At 33.9% G+C, this 13,841-nt stretch carries 12 protein-coding genes; 7 read left to right on the forward strand and 5 right to left on the reverse strand.

Annotated elements, in window-relative coordinates; all coding sequences use genetic code 11:
• From FNW52_RS20885 to FNW52_RS17000, 3 genes are all read left to right on the forward strand, one after another.
• Positions 1-988: hypothetical protein (locus tag FNW52_RS20885; RefSeq protein WP_185966024.1), on the forward strand; the 988-nt coding region annotated here is incomplete at its 5' end.
• Positions 985-1,479, forward strand: coding sequence for a hypothetical protein (locus FNW52_RS16995; protein WP_143378679.1), 495 nt, complete (start codon positions 985-987; stop codon positions 1,477-1,479). The genes FNW52_RS20885 and FNW52_RS16995, both read left to right, overlap by 4 nt.
• Before the next feature lie 438 nt (positions 1,480-1,917).
• Positions 1,918-2,301, forward strand: coding sequence for a hypothetical protein (locus FNW52_RS17000; RefSeq protein WP_143378680.1), 384 nt, complete (start codon positions 1,918-1,920; stop codon positions 2,299-2,301).
• Between the two features lie 141 nt (positions 2,302-2,442).
• On the opposite strand, the gene FNW52_RS17005 is transcribed toward FNW52_RS17000, so the two are convergent.
• The 5 genes from FNW52_RS17005 to FNW52_RS17025 form a co-directional block, all read right to left on the reverse strand.
• Complete coding sequence (locus tag FNW52_RS17005) at positions 2,443-3,585, reverse strand: saccharopine dehydrogenase family protein (protein ID WP_143378681.1); 1,143 nt, start codon at positions 3,583-3,585, stop codon at positions 2,443-2,445.
• Between the two features lie 522 nt (positions 3,586-4,107).
• Positions 4,108-5,373: an MFS transporter gene (locus FNW52_RS17010; protein WP_143378682.1), complete on the reverse strand. Its 1,266-nt coding sequence runs from the start codon at positions 5,371-5,373 to the stop codon at positions 4,108-4,110.
• 10 nt (positions 5,374-5,383) lie between these two features.
• The gene (locus FNW52_RS17015; protein WP_143378683.1) at positions 5,384-6,241 is read right to left on the reverse strand and encodes an SMP-30/gluconolactonase/LRE family protein; all 858 of its coding nucleotides are present in this window, start codon (positions 6,239-6,241) and stop codon (positions 5,384-5,386) included.
• A gap of 240 nt (positions 6,242-6,481) precedes the next feature.
• Entirely contained in the window at positions 6,482-7,483 is a 1,002-nt protein-coding gene (locus FNW52_RS17020; RefSeq protein WP_143378738.1) for an aldo/keto reductase, read from the reverse strand.
• Positions 7,484-7,706: 223 nt separating this feature from the next.
• Positions 7,707-8,615, reverse strand: a complete 909-nt coding sequence (locus FNW52_RS17025; RefSeq protein ID WP_143378684.1) for an AraC family transcriptional regulator — start codon at positions 8,613-8,615, stop codon at positions 7,707-7,709.
• A 282-nt stretch (positions 8,616-8,897) separates the two neighbouring features.
• On the opposite strand from FNW52_RS17025, the gene FNW52_RS17030 reads away from it, so the two are divergent.
• The 4 genes from FNW52_RS17030 to FNW52_RS17045 all read left to right on the forward strand — a co-directional run bounded on the left by FNW52_RS17030 (position 8,898) and on the right by FNW52_RS17045 (position 13,757).
• Positions 8,898-10,049 (forward strand): lipase family protein, encoded by a 1,152-nt coding sequence (locus FNW52_RS17030; protein ID WP_143378685.1) that lies wholly within the window; start codon positions 8,898-8,900, stop codon positions 10,047-10,049.
• A gap of 684 nt (positions 10,050-10,733) precedes the next feature.
• Positions 10,734-12,044: an NAD(P)-binding protein gene (locus FNW52_RS17035; protein WP_143378686.1), complete on the forward strand. Its 1,311-nt coding sequence runs from the start codon at positions 10,734-10,736 to the stop codon at positions 12,042-12,044.
• 224 nt (positions 12,045-12,268) lie between these two features.
• Positions 12,269-13,108, forward strand: a complete 840-nt coding sequence (locus tag FNW52_RS17040) for an AraC family transcriptional regulator (protein ID WP_143378687.1) — start codon at positions 12,269-12,271, stop codon at positions 13,106-13,108.
• A gap of 91 nt (positions 13,109-13,199) precedes the next feature.
• Positions 13,200-13,757, forward strand: a complete 558-nt coding sequence (locus FNW52_RS17045; protein ID WP_143378688.1) for a YbhB/YbcL family Raf kinase inhibitor-like protein — start codon at positions 13,200-13,202, stop codon at positions 13,755-13,757.
• The last annotated feature ends 84 nt before the right edge of the window (positions 13,758-13,841 follow it).

Here is a 13,841-nt window from a genome sequence, read left to right on the forward strand (position 1 = left end):
ATTGCTGCCCGAAGGATTTATAGGATTTGCAAATTTATCACTTAGACTCCGAGTACTTGAGAAAGAGCTAAATCTTGAAAAAGGGGAGTTTTATTGGTTAAATAACAATCGTAGTATTGTCAATCCGCTTTGGGATTTTCTTAAAGCACAAGAATTAGCCAATAATGATATGGAGGAAGCAAAAAGGTTTGCTGTAGAAATTATTGATCAAATGATACTTAATCCTGGTTTAAAAATAGACATAAGTTCTTCTTTCAAATCGCCTTACAATATTGATAGAACCGCAATTAATGCTTTAACACCCGAAGGAGCAAAATTTAATTCGATTTATCTCTCTTTAACAAAATCACCCGAGTACCAAAAACTTTTTGTTGGTTTGTTTGGTAATAACAATCGATTCAATGCGAAATTTGAAATTGCGGAGCATGTATATGAAGACAATGATCCCACAAAAAAAGAAGTAAATGCAACTACTAGCCAAGATCCAGTTACCAAAAATATCATTATAAAAATAAACAAGCAAATCTTGATAGCTGGAACAGGCAGAAGCCAAACCAATATTGAAAACGCCAAAACTATTTTGCACGAGTCTATTCATGCCTATCTTTTTATAAAAGCAAACAATCCTACTGTGGGAATGGATATAGCAGGTATTCTCAATAAAATGTATCCCACCGCTAATGAACAGCATGATTTTATGTACACCAAGATGATACCTACTATGCAAAAGGTGCTTGGAGAAATTAGAGATTTAGCAACAGTAACGACACCATTTGCAAGAAGTGAGGTAGAAAGTTTGACTATGCACCCAACTAGGACACCATTAACCTCTGCACCTTGGAGTTGGAATGAATATTATCGTTATCTTAGCCTTAAAGGATTAGATGAAACTAGTTGCTTTAAAGAAGATTTTCCGAAAGATTCAAATATGTACGATTTTCTCCATGAATATAATAATCAAGGACACAGATATTTAAAAGAATTATGAAAAAAAATGTAAAAATGTGGCTTCAATTTATTGTTTTATTAACAACTATCCATGTTTATGGACAAGAATTTGACATAGTTGAAAAATCAGACACAATATATGTACGCTATACAGGTGGCCCAAATGAAAATAAATTTATATTTCCACCGGAAAAAAATGGGTATAATGATAGAGAATATAATTTTTCAATCAGAAATGGAACAACAATTAGAGAGAAAATTATTTTTTATCACTCTAAATATATACGTAGAAATGATATGGATTATAGAAAAATATCTGATAAAAAAGTTGTAAAGAAGGATTTTCTGAAGAAAAATAAAAATATAATAATAGGAATTGATTTTTTTTCAAAGTACGAAATTTGTAAAATACGCGATGGAATGATCAATAGAATTAGAGTAATTTATTTGATAGATTTAACAGAAAAAAAAAGCAATACAATTACCATGTATGAAGTTACTCCTACAGATATTTGTCCTATGGGCGAATGATCTGCTGGAACCGTTTTGCACGAATGTATTCATGTCTGTCTTTTTGTAAAACTTGCAAATCCTGACGTGGGGATGGATATTGTAAAAATATTAAATAACATGTATCCTACCGCTAATGAACAGCATGATTTTATGTACCCCGCTGGTTTGAGCGTCTTTTCCGCTAGCGCGACGCCTCCGGCTCGTGCACACAAGCTGAGTATTTACAATTCCACAATCAAAGTCTTTGCGAGATGGAATTTTTATTCTAAAAAAAGCAATATGAAATGACGTTTTTTATCAGTTTTAAAAAAACGTCAATGGTAGGAACGAAGCAATCTCACTATCAAAAGCAAACCCAACAAATCATTGGAACGGATATAGCAAGTGAGATTGCTTCGTTCCTCGCAAAGACTCAGCGAACGTATATAAAATCCCGATAATTTAATACGAATTCAAATGTTTAAATACTTATTATGCTGGATTCCGATGCTTTTACTTGCAGTGCTAAATGGAACTGCAAGAGATTTATGGTATAAGAAATACATTAATGAATTAGCTGCGCATCAAATCTCTACATTTTCTTTAATTATACTCATTGGGCTTTATTGTTGTTTAGTTATAAAATGGTTTCCGCCAAATTCTGAAAAACAGGCTTTATCCATTGGAATTGTTTGGACACTTTTAACTTTGGCATTTGAGTTTGGTTTTGGATTACTACGTGGGAATTCATGGAAACAACTATTACATGCTTATAATTTTACGGAAGGGCAAATTTGGATTCTTATCCCAATTTGGGTTGCAATAGCACCCTATATTGTTTACAGACTTATGTCAAAATAACGAAATAAAACAACCCGATCGCGCGGATATCTCTTCTCAGTTAGATAGCGCGGATTTCAATCCATAGGTTATAATTTTATAATACTGCTAAAAATAAAGAATTAGTAGTACGCAGCAAAGTTGTCTGTTTGGGTTAAGTATTTACACTTTTCCGTAAACAGGTAGGATATAATTCCCGTTTAAAAAGGGTATTGGATCTATTTGGCTTTGCAGGATAACCCCGTCATGAGGGGTTTCGAGCAGGAGCTGCGCTGCTTGTACTAAGGGTGCTGCCGTAGTGGTCTGAATGGCCCTCAATTGATGTTTTCCAACTTTTTGAGAAAAAATACGCTTTGCGATCTCCCGTCTGCGCAAAATTCCTGTCGCATCTTTACCCTCAACTGCAGCATACAAGACAATTTGGTCATCCTCATTATGAGGTATTACAGCTTCCATTTTTTCCTGTAGGCTTTTAATGGTGTCAGGAGTATTTCCTAAAGTAGTAAGTTGTTCTTGTACCCAGGCATAATGCCCCGGGTGGCGCAAGGTTTTGTAATCGAGCGTACGTACTTTCCCCGATAAGGCATCAGGTAAATCAGCGGCACCACCAGAGGTAAGATCCTCTTCATAAGCAATGCCATCAATAATAATAGTGGCTCTTTCCGACAGGGAAGGCAGAGTAGTTTTTTTTAGATCCCGCAGCACGATGGCGTCTTTTAGGTATTCGGTAGCTACACCTACGGGGCTCCAGGTAAATCCATAATAATGAGGAGCAACGGCATGATTGGTCAGGGCACCCACTTTAAGTTCCAACTTGTCCACTTGATCGACTCCAAAATCATTACAAAACTGCTGAAAAAGCCCATTGGCGAGCAAGTCTATGTAACCAGGAGCCAGACCGGTCTGGAGCAGAAAACCGGTTTGAGCATTTTTAGCTAATGCCATTATTTCTTCGGTTTCTGCAACATATTCGGTGAGGTTCGCGTAATGCATCTGAAAATCTTTGGCGAACTGGGCCATTTTTGGAGCTTGACTGCCTGGAAGGCAATCGAGGAGAATGTCAGCTTTCTGGAATATTGCTTTCATTTCAGGAGTAAGACCTTCCTCGGGAAGATGAAAGTCTTGAATGTCGCAGGGTTTCGTTGCACCTGCAGTGATCCATTTAGCTACTTTTTTGGCTTTATCGTGCGTTCTATTTCCAATAAAAAGACTAGGAGTCACGTCGCTCCATTCAATCAATAACAAACCAACCGCTTCGGCAATTCCGCCGGCTCCGGCAATAATAATATTGTGATGCTTGTTCATATATTAAAGTTACTGCTTTTTCTTGATTTAGTATTTGAAATATGATTGTAATTTATTATTTTTCAGCGTATTACACTTTATAGCAACGACATTATAATAGTTTTTTTATTGTGTTGTATATTATAGATTTTCGTTTTTTACAATATTAAAACCAAGATCGCGAGGATATGTCTTTCAGTTCGATAGCGAAGATTTACTTCGTCTATTCGCTGTCGCTCGGCTGCAACCCGCTCTGTGAAGTCTCCCGCCTTCGCCACGCACGCTAAGCATGCAATACAAATCCAGAATCAAAGTCCCTGCGAGTTCCGATAATTATCGGAACTCGCAAAGACTCAGCGAACGCACATAAAATCCCTAGCGCTGCGATTCCGAAAACTTTCGAAAACCGACTTCGCCACGCATGCTGAGCATGTAATACAAATCCAGAATCAAAATCCCTGCGAGTTCCGATAATTATCGGAACGAAGCAATCTCACTATCAATTAGTACAATTCGCACTTCCTTCTTTTTAAAATATAACAACTAGAATTCGTTTATTTTTTTAGTTTTCCACTCTTGAAGATTGAACCAATTTTTAAAACTTTTTACAGACTTTGAATCCCAGCTATTGGTCAATAAAACCACAAAACCTATAAAAATCAGTAATAAATATCCCTGTCCTAGTCCCATTTGTGTCTTCGCTTGAATAAAATAGGCTGTACCATAACTAAAAAAAGAGGTTAAAACAAAAGTTATTCCTCCTGTTAGTCCCCCAGCTGTATCTGCATATTGAGGGAATCTGCTTAAGCAATACGGGAAGTAAACACTAAAAGTAAAACCGGCGGCAACATGAATTAAAAAAGCAAAAATAGTTATTGTAAATAAATTGCTAAAAAAAGGAGTTGTAAGCATCATTATAAAAACCAAAACAAACTGTATGCAATTTGCTACCCTCAATTTTGATGAAAGCGGTTTATTCATTAGGCATTTAGCTACAAAACCACCTGTCATCCATGCAAAACCCAGCGATAAAGAGATATATCCCGTTACAATTGCCGAGAAACCCAACTTATGTTCAAGAATAAAAGGCCCCGTTAAGCCATAAAACATCACTATGCCGTAGGACACCCCCAATAGGGTCAATCCCGATATGAAATCTTTTTTTATTAGCATTTCAGAATAGGTCTTTTTTATGGCATTAACCTGTATTTCTTTTCTGTTCTTCAGCGTTTCACCCGAAAACATAAATTCTAAAACAAGCATCAAAAACCCATAAGCTGCCAAAGCATAAAAATTAGAACGCCATCCGAAAGTATGCTCTAAATAACCTCCAATAAAAGGAGCAATAATAGGTGCCGTAGACCAAACAATGGTCATAATACTAAGATAATTTTTTTGTTTTTCTCCTTCGTAACTATCGACAAAAAAAGTACGTTTGGCAACAGCTATAAAAGCCACACAAATGCCATGTACAATACGCATAGCACAGATAAGCCAAATATCATTAGTTGTGGCTATTACCAAACTAGCGATAACAAATAAAAATAATGCCAACAAAGATAAACGGTACCTGCCAAAGGCATCCAACAAACTGCCTACCACCATTTGAGCCAAACCATAGCTAATCAAAAAAAGCATGAGTGTAAGTTGAATATTGGTTTCACTGGTGTGAAGTGCCATACCCATTTTTGGCATTGAAGGCAAGTAGATATCAGTAGTTAGTCCTGATAATGGTATTAATGCAAAGGCCAAAATAGTGGCAATAAATTTATTTTTTTCTGGTAACTGTTTGATTTCTTTATTTTTCATTTATAATAATCTATTTCTTAATAGTATAGGCTACTATTTTACCTTCATTCATTTGGGGAACAAAAACAGTTTTCGATTTTGGGTCCAATTCAATATCTGCACTTCCTTTTGGTAAATCAGTTATTTCGATTGTTTCTTTAGTTAAAGCCGACCAGAATACTATTTTTCCAGCCAACCAATCACTCATCAAATAACCTCCGGTTGTTTTTACCAATCCATCTAAATTTCCAATTGGGGTACTCAATTCTTGGATTGATTTGTTAGAAAGGGATACTTTCATTAATTTACCAAGAATTTTGTCTCCCCAAGAAGCAAGATATAGCTCTTCATTATCGATTAACAAACCGTTGGGGAAATCTAATTTTTCGTCTTTTATCCATAAGACTACTTTACCGTCTGAAAGTTTGTAAATACCGCTAAGTCCAAAGGTATTGCTTGCATACACATTACCCTTTTTATCGATAGCAATGTCATTTAAAAAAGTGGCTCCTTCGGCGGTATATTCATGAATTATTTTACCTTTTTTAATATCAATTTCTACTATTTTATCGATATCAGTAACGTATAATTTGCCTTTGTAAATCCCCATTCCTTTTGGAGCATTAAGTCCTGAAATCCAATCCTTGGCAATCATTTTTCCGTCCAAAGATACTCTTGAAATATAACCATTTCTATCTTTATCAGTTGCTGTTCCGTTCATACTCGAAACATATAAAACAGTATTTTCATTGTCCAATATAATACATTCAGGAGCTTCAAACCCTGATAGTTCCCATTTTTGTTGCAAATAAAAAGGTTTCTTTGTCTGTGCAATAACAAAATTGTTTACAGTAAAGAATAAGGCAAGTACTAATGCTAAATTTCTCATTATTTTTATTATTTCTTAGGTAAATATTTTATGACTGTCCGCAACTAACACCAATAAGATTATTACACGAATTATTAAATAAATGTAAAAACTTGAATGTATTTATTTGACACAGATTTCACAAATTTCCACAAATTAATTTGTGAAATCTGTGTCAAGAAAAATCAATCATGGTCTGCTTAACGGATAGTCATAAAATATTTTTTAATATTTCGTTTTTTTTATCTTTCAAACCGATCTTTAATTATTAACCATCTTCATGGATTCTTCATTATATCGCTCACCTGTATTAGGGTAGCGTGCAAGTAGTTCCTCAATAGCTTTCAAATCCGATACCGACAAGTCTATGTTTACAGCTCCTGCATTTTCTTCTAAATAGCTTCTTTTTTTAGTACCTGGTATTGGAATAATGTTATCTCCTTGTGCCAATACCCAAGCTAGAGCAAGCTGAGCAGCAGTAGCATTTTTATGAGTCGCTATTTCGGCAAACTCTTTTGCTAACATTTGATTATTTTTAAAATTTTCGCCACTATATCTAGGTAATATTTTACGAAAATCTGTTGTATCTAATTTACTAATATCCAATGTATTGGTCACAAGTCCTCGCGCTAATGGCGAATAAGGAACTAACGAAATACCCAGTTCTCTAACCGTGTTTAATATCTCGCTTTCGACATCTCTGGATAATAAAGAATATTCACTTTGAAGGGCAGCAATAGGATGTATCGCATGTGCTTTACGTAATGATTCAGGCGATGCTTCACTCAAACCCAAATAACGAACCTTACCTTCTTTAACCAATTCGGCCATAGCACCAACTGTATCTTCAATAGGAATATTAGGATCAACGCGATGAGCGTAATAAAGATCTATTGTATCTATTTTTAGGCGTTTAAGACTTTGCTCCACTGCAATTTTCATCCATGCAGGAGACCCATCAAAGTAAGTACCTGTGGCGCTACTCGGTCCAGCTATATCATTTTTAAATCGGAAGCCAAACTTAGTGGCAATAAAAATTTTATCACGGTTAGGTACTAAAACTTTTGAAAGAAGTGACTCATTTTCTCCGTTGCCGTACATATCAGCCGTATCCCAAAAGTTTACACCGAGATCCAGAGCTTTGTGTAGTGTTGCAATACTTTCTTGATTATCAGCTGGCCCGTAAGCGAAGCTCATACCCATACACCCCAATCCGATAGCCGATAATTTTTCTCCTGTTGTTCCAAGGTTTCTGTATTTCATATGTAGATAATATTTGTTTTTCATAGGAATATGGTATCGCCAGATCTTCATTGCTGTTTATCTCATCGGTTAATATTTGTTTTGGTATTCGATGATTTTCAATTGCGACAGCTTTTGTCATGGCGATTTCATATGTAGATACTATTTGTTTTTTTTTGATGATACAAAGATACCCGCAACGAACGATACCAGTTTGCACTATTCAAACAGTTACTTATAAAATTCAAACAATAAAGCTTCGTGCTTCGCCCGGTGTAATACCTGTGTTCTTTTTAAAAAAATTATTAAAATAAGCAGGAGTTTCAAAACCAAGACTGTAAGCCACTTCGGCAATATTCCAATCTGTGTACTGTAGCAAAGCTTGGGCTTCTTGTGTTATTCTTGCCGCTATATGCGCTGTTGTTGTTTTACCAGTCGTTTCTTTTACAGCTCGATTAAGGTGGTTAGGGTGTATAGAAAGACTACGGGCATAATCATTTGCCATTTTCAATTTCAGTCCAGCTTCAGGGGTATCTATCGGAAACTGCCTTTCTAATAGTTCTACAAACAGAGACGCAATACGAGAGGAGGCATTGGCTTGTTTTTCGAAACTTTCGGCTGGCTTCATTTTTATACCCTGATGAATAATTAAATGTAGGTAATTAAGTAACAGACTGTATTTGTGTGGGTAATCTGAAGCTATTTCAGCTTGCATTTTACAAAAAATAGCCGCTATTTCTTCTTGTTGCTGAGCATCCACAAAAAAAACAGGATTGCCTCCAATACTAAACAAAGTGGACTCTTGCAGAATACTTTTTCGTTCCGCAGTTTGTACAAAATCCTCAGTAAACAAACAAAACCATCCCTCTTGCATTTCTGATTCGGCCTCCCAAGAATAGGGAACAATAGGATTCGAAAAAAGAAGTGCGGGGGTATCAATCAAAATCCATTTATCAGCATAATGCAATTTACCCGTACCAATAATAAGCGAGATTTTATAGAAATCACGCCGACTGTATGGAGTCATCCTAGAACACGCATCTCTTTTGAAAACATTAAAATGACCTGTTTGAAAATTATTTTGCCCAAGGTCTAAAGATTCTAAACAAGTTTTACGATTGTAAAAATCCTGTATACTTTCTGATTGTTTCATTTTGTAAAATTATAAAAATCAAACTAAAATTCATTTGTATAATTACAAAGAACTAAAAATATAGTAGTGTCTTTAGATTTAGATATAAACTTTAAGAATTTTAGAAAAGAGACTCAAGAGGCACAACCTGCTATACTTTCTGTAAAATCTCATCAATCATTTTAACGTATTTGTGACAACGTTTTTACTTCCTATAGCATCTTTTTAATTGTTTTGAATTCTTTGTTATAAACTTGTTTAAGAATTATATAAAGAACAGCAATCAATTTAAAAACAAAAAAAATGGAAAACACAACAGAAATTGATATTCCACAAGTTGCGAATATCACAAAAAAACAACAAGTTATTGCGGTACTATCTACATTGTCTAATTGCAATCAGAACGGTTATGAAATTTCAGAAGCCGCTTTGCAAGAAAAAGCTACAACTAGAATAACAGCCGCGTTAAAAGATTCAACACTAACCAAATTTATTGGTAATTGGGAACTGGTTTGGGGACCTTGTTTGAAGAATTCTATCATAAAAAAAACCTTAACCAATCCTAATCCTAAACATTTAGGTCAATATGTTACTGACAACACCATGTATGTTGCCAAATCTCAGGATCCAGAAGACCCTACCAAAACCTTGTATGTAGTAGCTGTGGCAGGCACTAATGCCATTTCAGGTTTTGGATGGAAGGATGAAGATGGACGAGTTTTAAAAATGATAGATTGGAAGGGTGTTCCAAATGCTAAAATCTCACAGGGTAGTTCAGATGGTTTGGATATTTTATTAAAAATGAATGACAATAATAAAAGTCTATTACAATTTTTAAGCACCATAGATTTGAATAAAAATGTTGAAATAGCAACTTGTGGCCACAGTTTGGGTGGTGCATTGTCTCCGCTAGTGGCTTTGAAATTGGTTGAGATGAAAGAAACTAATAAATTTTTTAATCTTACCGTTTCTTGTTATCCTAGCGCTGGTCCTACCTCAGGAAATGCCGAATTGGCAAGATATGCCGAAGAAAAATTAGCGAACAACTACCATTCAGTCATCAACAATTACGACATTGTTCCTCATGCATGGAACGTAGGAGATTTAAAAAGAATACCAAAATTATATAGTTCAGCTGAATATGGAAACTTAAAATTATCACCTGTATTAACCAATGATATAGCAGCTATTTCTCTTCTTATAAAGTTAAAAAATTATACCCGAATAAATAATGGAAAAGAGTTTACATTTGATGGAAAACCAAAAACACCAAATGACCAACCATTAGACTCTGTAATAATACCAATGATGTCTAAAATCAACCAGCCTTTTTTTCATCAAGCAGCTTATCAACATACAACAGTTTACAATCAGCCGAATGCTTTTAATTTCCCAGCAGATGTTAGTGCTAAATTGCAAGAATACATTCAACCAAAAACTGGTGTAATCCAATAAAAAGTAGAGAATTCATTTCCATCTTAAAACAAAAAAACTACAAAATAACCGTTTTGTTACTTTGTAGTTTTTTTTTAACAATTTGATAACCATCCAATTATTAAACATATTCACAAAAAAAGTAGAAGTTTTTTATCCTAATTTTCAGTTTCAAGAAAAAAAAGCAACGTAATGAGACTTTTACGGAGCGGGAGTAAATCCACAAAAAAATCTTTGCAAATAATTTTAATTAAAATTAGACCCTCATTTATTAAATAACTATCTTTATTGTCCTTAAACATTTTTTTTAACCATTAAGTGACTTACCCTTAGAAAAGATTCAGATTTTAAAATCAAGAATTAATTAAAATCATTAAATTCAGAGCTGTATCATCCCCCCTGATAAGCTAAAGTGGCAACAATAAACCGAATATTTTTTACAAATTTCTGTACTATTAACACTCAGACTGACAGGTATCTTTCCTAGGAGTCATTACTTTGAACTAGCGCAAAATTGGCAGTCAATCATTAACTGACAAGATTATTAAATCACTCACAGTAAATACGTTACAAACAAAACCCTTATGCCGTTTAGCCAAAATCAGCCCAATCCCCCACTCATACATTCTAACAAACAAGAAGTTAGCCTTCATTGCAAAACAACAAACCGAAGCAAAACATAATTCTGTAAAAATGTAAATAAATATGAAAACAGCAATAATTGGAGGAGGAGTTTCAGGCTTGTCCTTAGCTTTTTTTCTAAAAGCAAAGAACATTGATTTTATTCTTTTTGAGAAGGAAAATCGTTTAGGTGGAAATGCATATACCCAAAAAGTTATTCATAACAATAAGGAAAAATGTGTAGATATGGCAGTAAATGATTTTAACCCAAGAACCTATAGCATCCTTTCAAACTTAATAGAGAAGACTAATTCCTCTACAGGTCAGGTAAAAGCGAATACTACCTTTTTTTCAGCAAGCAGTTTTCTATTCAAAGAAAGTGAATTAGAGGATGTAGAATTGTTAGAAAACATTAGTAAATTCAAGAAAGAAGCTGTTGAAGTTTTATTTAGAAAATCTTACAAATGGCATAGCGTAAAGGAATATTTTGAAGAAAAAGGATATTCTAGTAAATTTCTTAATCTATACCTCTATCCGCGGATTCAGGGTTTGTTTTTTTTTCCTCCTGATGGTTTAGAAAATCTTCCGGTATATTTTGTAATGCGTTTTTTTTCGATGCAATGTGGCTTCAAATACAATGAGATGCCTCTATCAATTCGATACAATTTTAAAAATGGCTCAGGAAGCTGGATCGAAAATCTTTCTAAACATATTCCTACGCAAAAAATAATTAAGACCGAAATTCCGAAGATTATAAAAACAAAAAAAGGATTTAAGATTTACTTTTCAGATAAAGAAGTGTTTGCTGATAAAATAATATTTGCTTGCCACGCAGACGACTTGTGCAAACGTTATTCTGAGATACTTACCGAGAAGCAACACCAAATACTTTCTAAAATTAAATATGCAAAGATGCTCTCTGTTGCACATTGCGACACTAAATATTTACCGGTTAATAAAACTCATTTTTCAGCATACAACTGCTTGGTAAAGGATGTTTCTGAAGTTGAAAACAACAATTACACGATTACCTATAATTGCAATGAACATCAAAATTTATCTAATGGTGGAATTAATAACGATGGCGAAGATGATTATTTTTTTGTAACAGTTAATCCTTTTCGAAAAATAGAAGACCAATTTATCCTAAAAGACACGAACGGATTGCCCTTAATAAAAGAATTTAGCCGAAACATTTGCAATTTTGATTTGTTACAATCCCAAAAAAGTCTCAAATTTCATCAAGGAAAAAATAACATTTATTTTGTTGGAGGTTACACAAACGGAATTGGGTTACATGAAAATTGCTTAAAACAAAGCAAAAAAATTGCTGAAATCATACAGAAATCCATTGAAATAGAAAAGGAGAAATTCCATCTTACTGAGACTAAGTAATTAATGTTCGAAAAAAAACCACCCGTATTCTTTTTCGCAAAACTCATGAAACAAAGGAAGTTATTCTAAAAAAAAGATACTAAATCAAATATACCCATCAACATTTTGAGCATTAATTTATATATTTGATGAAATAACAAACACTACGAAATAGCTATAATCTAAGTAAACTCGGATGTATAAGCGATGGTTTGTTTTAGATTGACACAATTTAAAGATACCCAATGAACATTCAGCATCTTCCTAATGATTTAAATATTGACACCAAAAGTGAGGTGCAGATTTTTGATTATCAAGTGGCAAGTTCTTCTATCAAGAACAAGGTTATGTTGAATACCAATGTTTTTAGTTTTTTGCTTGAAGGAACAAAAGAACTCATTACACAAGACAAACCAACAATTATTAACAAAGACTCGTTTTTGTTAATTAAATCAGGAAATTGTTTAATGACCGAGAATCTTTCAGAAACTAATGTATATCGGAGCGTATTATTTTTTTTTAATGATGCTATTCTGCTAAAGTTAATGCAAAAAAACAAACTGCCAAACACGATTAATTCAAGTTCTAAACCGTATGAGATATTCCAATATGATGACTATATTCATCATTTTGTCAAGAGTTTAATTAAAATAAAAGAATATGATAATTCACTTCAAAATAGCTTATTGCAAACTAAATTTGAAGAAATATTAACTTATTTATTACACAGAAATGGTCCTGAATTTTTAAATAATATACTTCCCTACCAAGACAGTCAAAGCAGACATTTTACAGCAGTAGTTGAAAGTAATAAATTGAACAATTTGACCATTCAAGAACTTTCCTTTTTGTGCAATATGAGCATTTCTACTTTCAAGAGAAATTTTGAACAACACTATCAGACAAGCCCAATAAAATGGTTTCAAGAAAAAAGATTAGAGTATTCCGTTTACTTATTAAACATTAAAAAGAAACGTCCCATTGATATTTATTCTGAAATTGGATTTGAAAGTTTATCAAGTTTCACTCAAGCATTTAAAGTAAAATACAATACAACTCCAAAACAATTTCAACTAGAAAAATGAACTTCTACAAACACTTTTAGAACTTTTTAGAGTACCCTAAAAGCTTTGTGCTAAATTATCTTTGCAGTCTAAATTTTAAAATAATTAAAAAATGAAAAAGATTAATGTAGCATTACTTTGTTTGTTATTTACAACAAGTACCATTTTTGCCCAAAAGACATTTACTTTAAGCAGCAAAGATTTGGGCGGACAAGCGACAAAAACTGAAGAATTTGGTGGTTTTGGTTGCACAGGCAAAAACCAATCGCCTCAATTATCTTGGGCAAATGCACCAGAAGGCACTAAAAGTTTTGCAATTACTATGTATGACCCAGATGCACCAACTGGCAGTGGATGGTGGCATTGGGTGGTATTTGACATTCCAAGTAGTAGCAATGAATTAGTTACAAATGCAGGCACTTTAACTTTGAATCTTGCGCCCAAAGGAGCGATACAAAGTGTTACAAATTATGGTGTTGCTGGCTATGGTGGACCATGTCCTCCTGAAAATCACGGCTTACATCAATATATAATAACCGTTTACGCATTAAAAACAGATAAATTAGGATTAGACTCTACTGCAAATCCTGCAACTGTTGGTTATTACCTATGGATGAATACTATTGCTAAAGCAAGTATTGTAACTTATTACCAAAGAGAGAAAAAATAAATAGATTTAAAGCTAAATTTATTAAAACCAATAGCCCTTTTGTTGAAAGACAGAAGGGCTTTGTCGATAAATAATACCTCATCC

This window comes from Flavobacterium sp. ZT3R18 (assembly GCF_007097385.1).
Taxonomy (GTDB): Bacteria; Bacteroidota; Bacteroidia; order Flavobacteriales; family Flavobacteriaceae; genus Flavobacterium.

Coding starts and splice junctions, on each gene's coding strand:
- FNW52_RS17000 (WP_143378680.1), top strand. CDS start 1,918: ATGTTTAAATACTTATTATGCTGGATTCCGATGCTTTTACTTGCAGTG.
- FNW52_RS17015 (WP_143378683.1), bottom strand. CDS start 6,241: ATGAGAAATTTAGCATTAGTACTTGCCTTATTCTTTACTGTAAACAAT.
- FNW52_RS17040 (WP_143378687.1), top strand. CDS start 12,269: ATGAACATTCAGCATCTTCCTAATGATTTAAATATTGACACCAAAAGT.
- FNW52_RS17035 (WP_143378686.1), top strand. CDS start 10,734: ATGAAAACAGCAATAATTGGAGGAGGAGTTTCAGGCTTGTCCTTAGCT.
- FNW52_RS17020 (WP_143378738.1), bottom strand. CDS start 7,483: ATGAAATACAGAAACCTTGGAACAACAGGAGAAAAATTATCGGCTATC.
- FNW52_RS17005 (WP_143378681.1), bottom strand. CDS start 3,585: ATGAACAAGCATCACAATATTATTATTGCCGGAGCCGGCGGAATTGCC.
- FNW52_RS17045 (WP_143378688.1), top strand. CDS start 13,200: ATGAAAAAGATTAATGTAGCATTACTTTGTTTGTTATTTACAACAAGT.
- FNW52_RS17010 (WP_143378682.1), bottom strand. CDS start 5,373: ATGAAAAATAAAGAAATCAAACAGTTACCAGAAAAAAATAAATTTATT.
- FNW52_RS17025 (WP_143378684.1), bottom strand. CDS start 8,615: ATGAAACAATCAGAAAGTATACAGGATTTTTACAATCGTAAAACTTGT.
- FNW52_RS17030 (WP_143378685.1), top strand. CDS start 8,898: ATGGAAAACACAACAGAAATTGATATTCCACAAGTTGCGAATATCACA.
- FNW52_RS16995 (WP_143378679.1), top strand. CDS start 985: ATGAAAAAAAATGTAAAAATGTGGCTTCAATTTATTGTTTTATTAACA.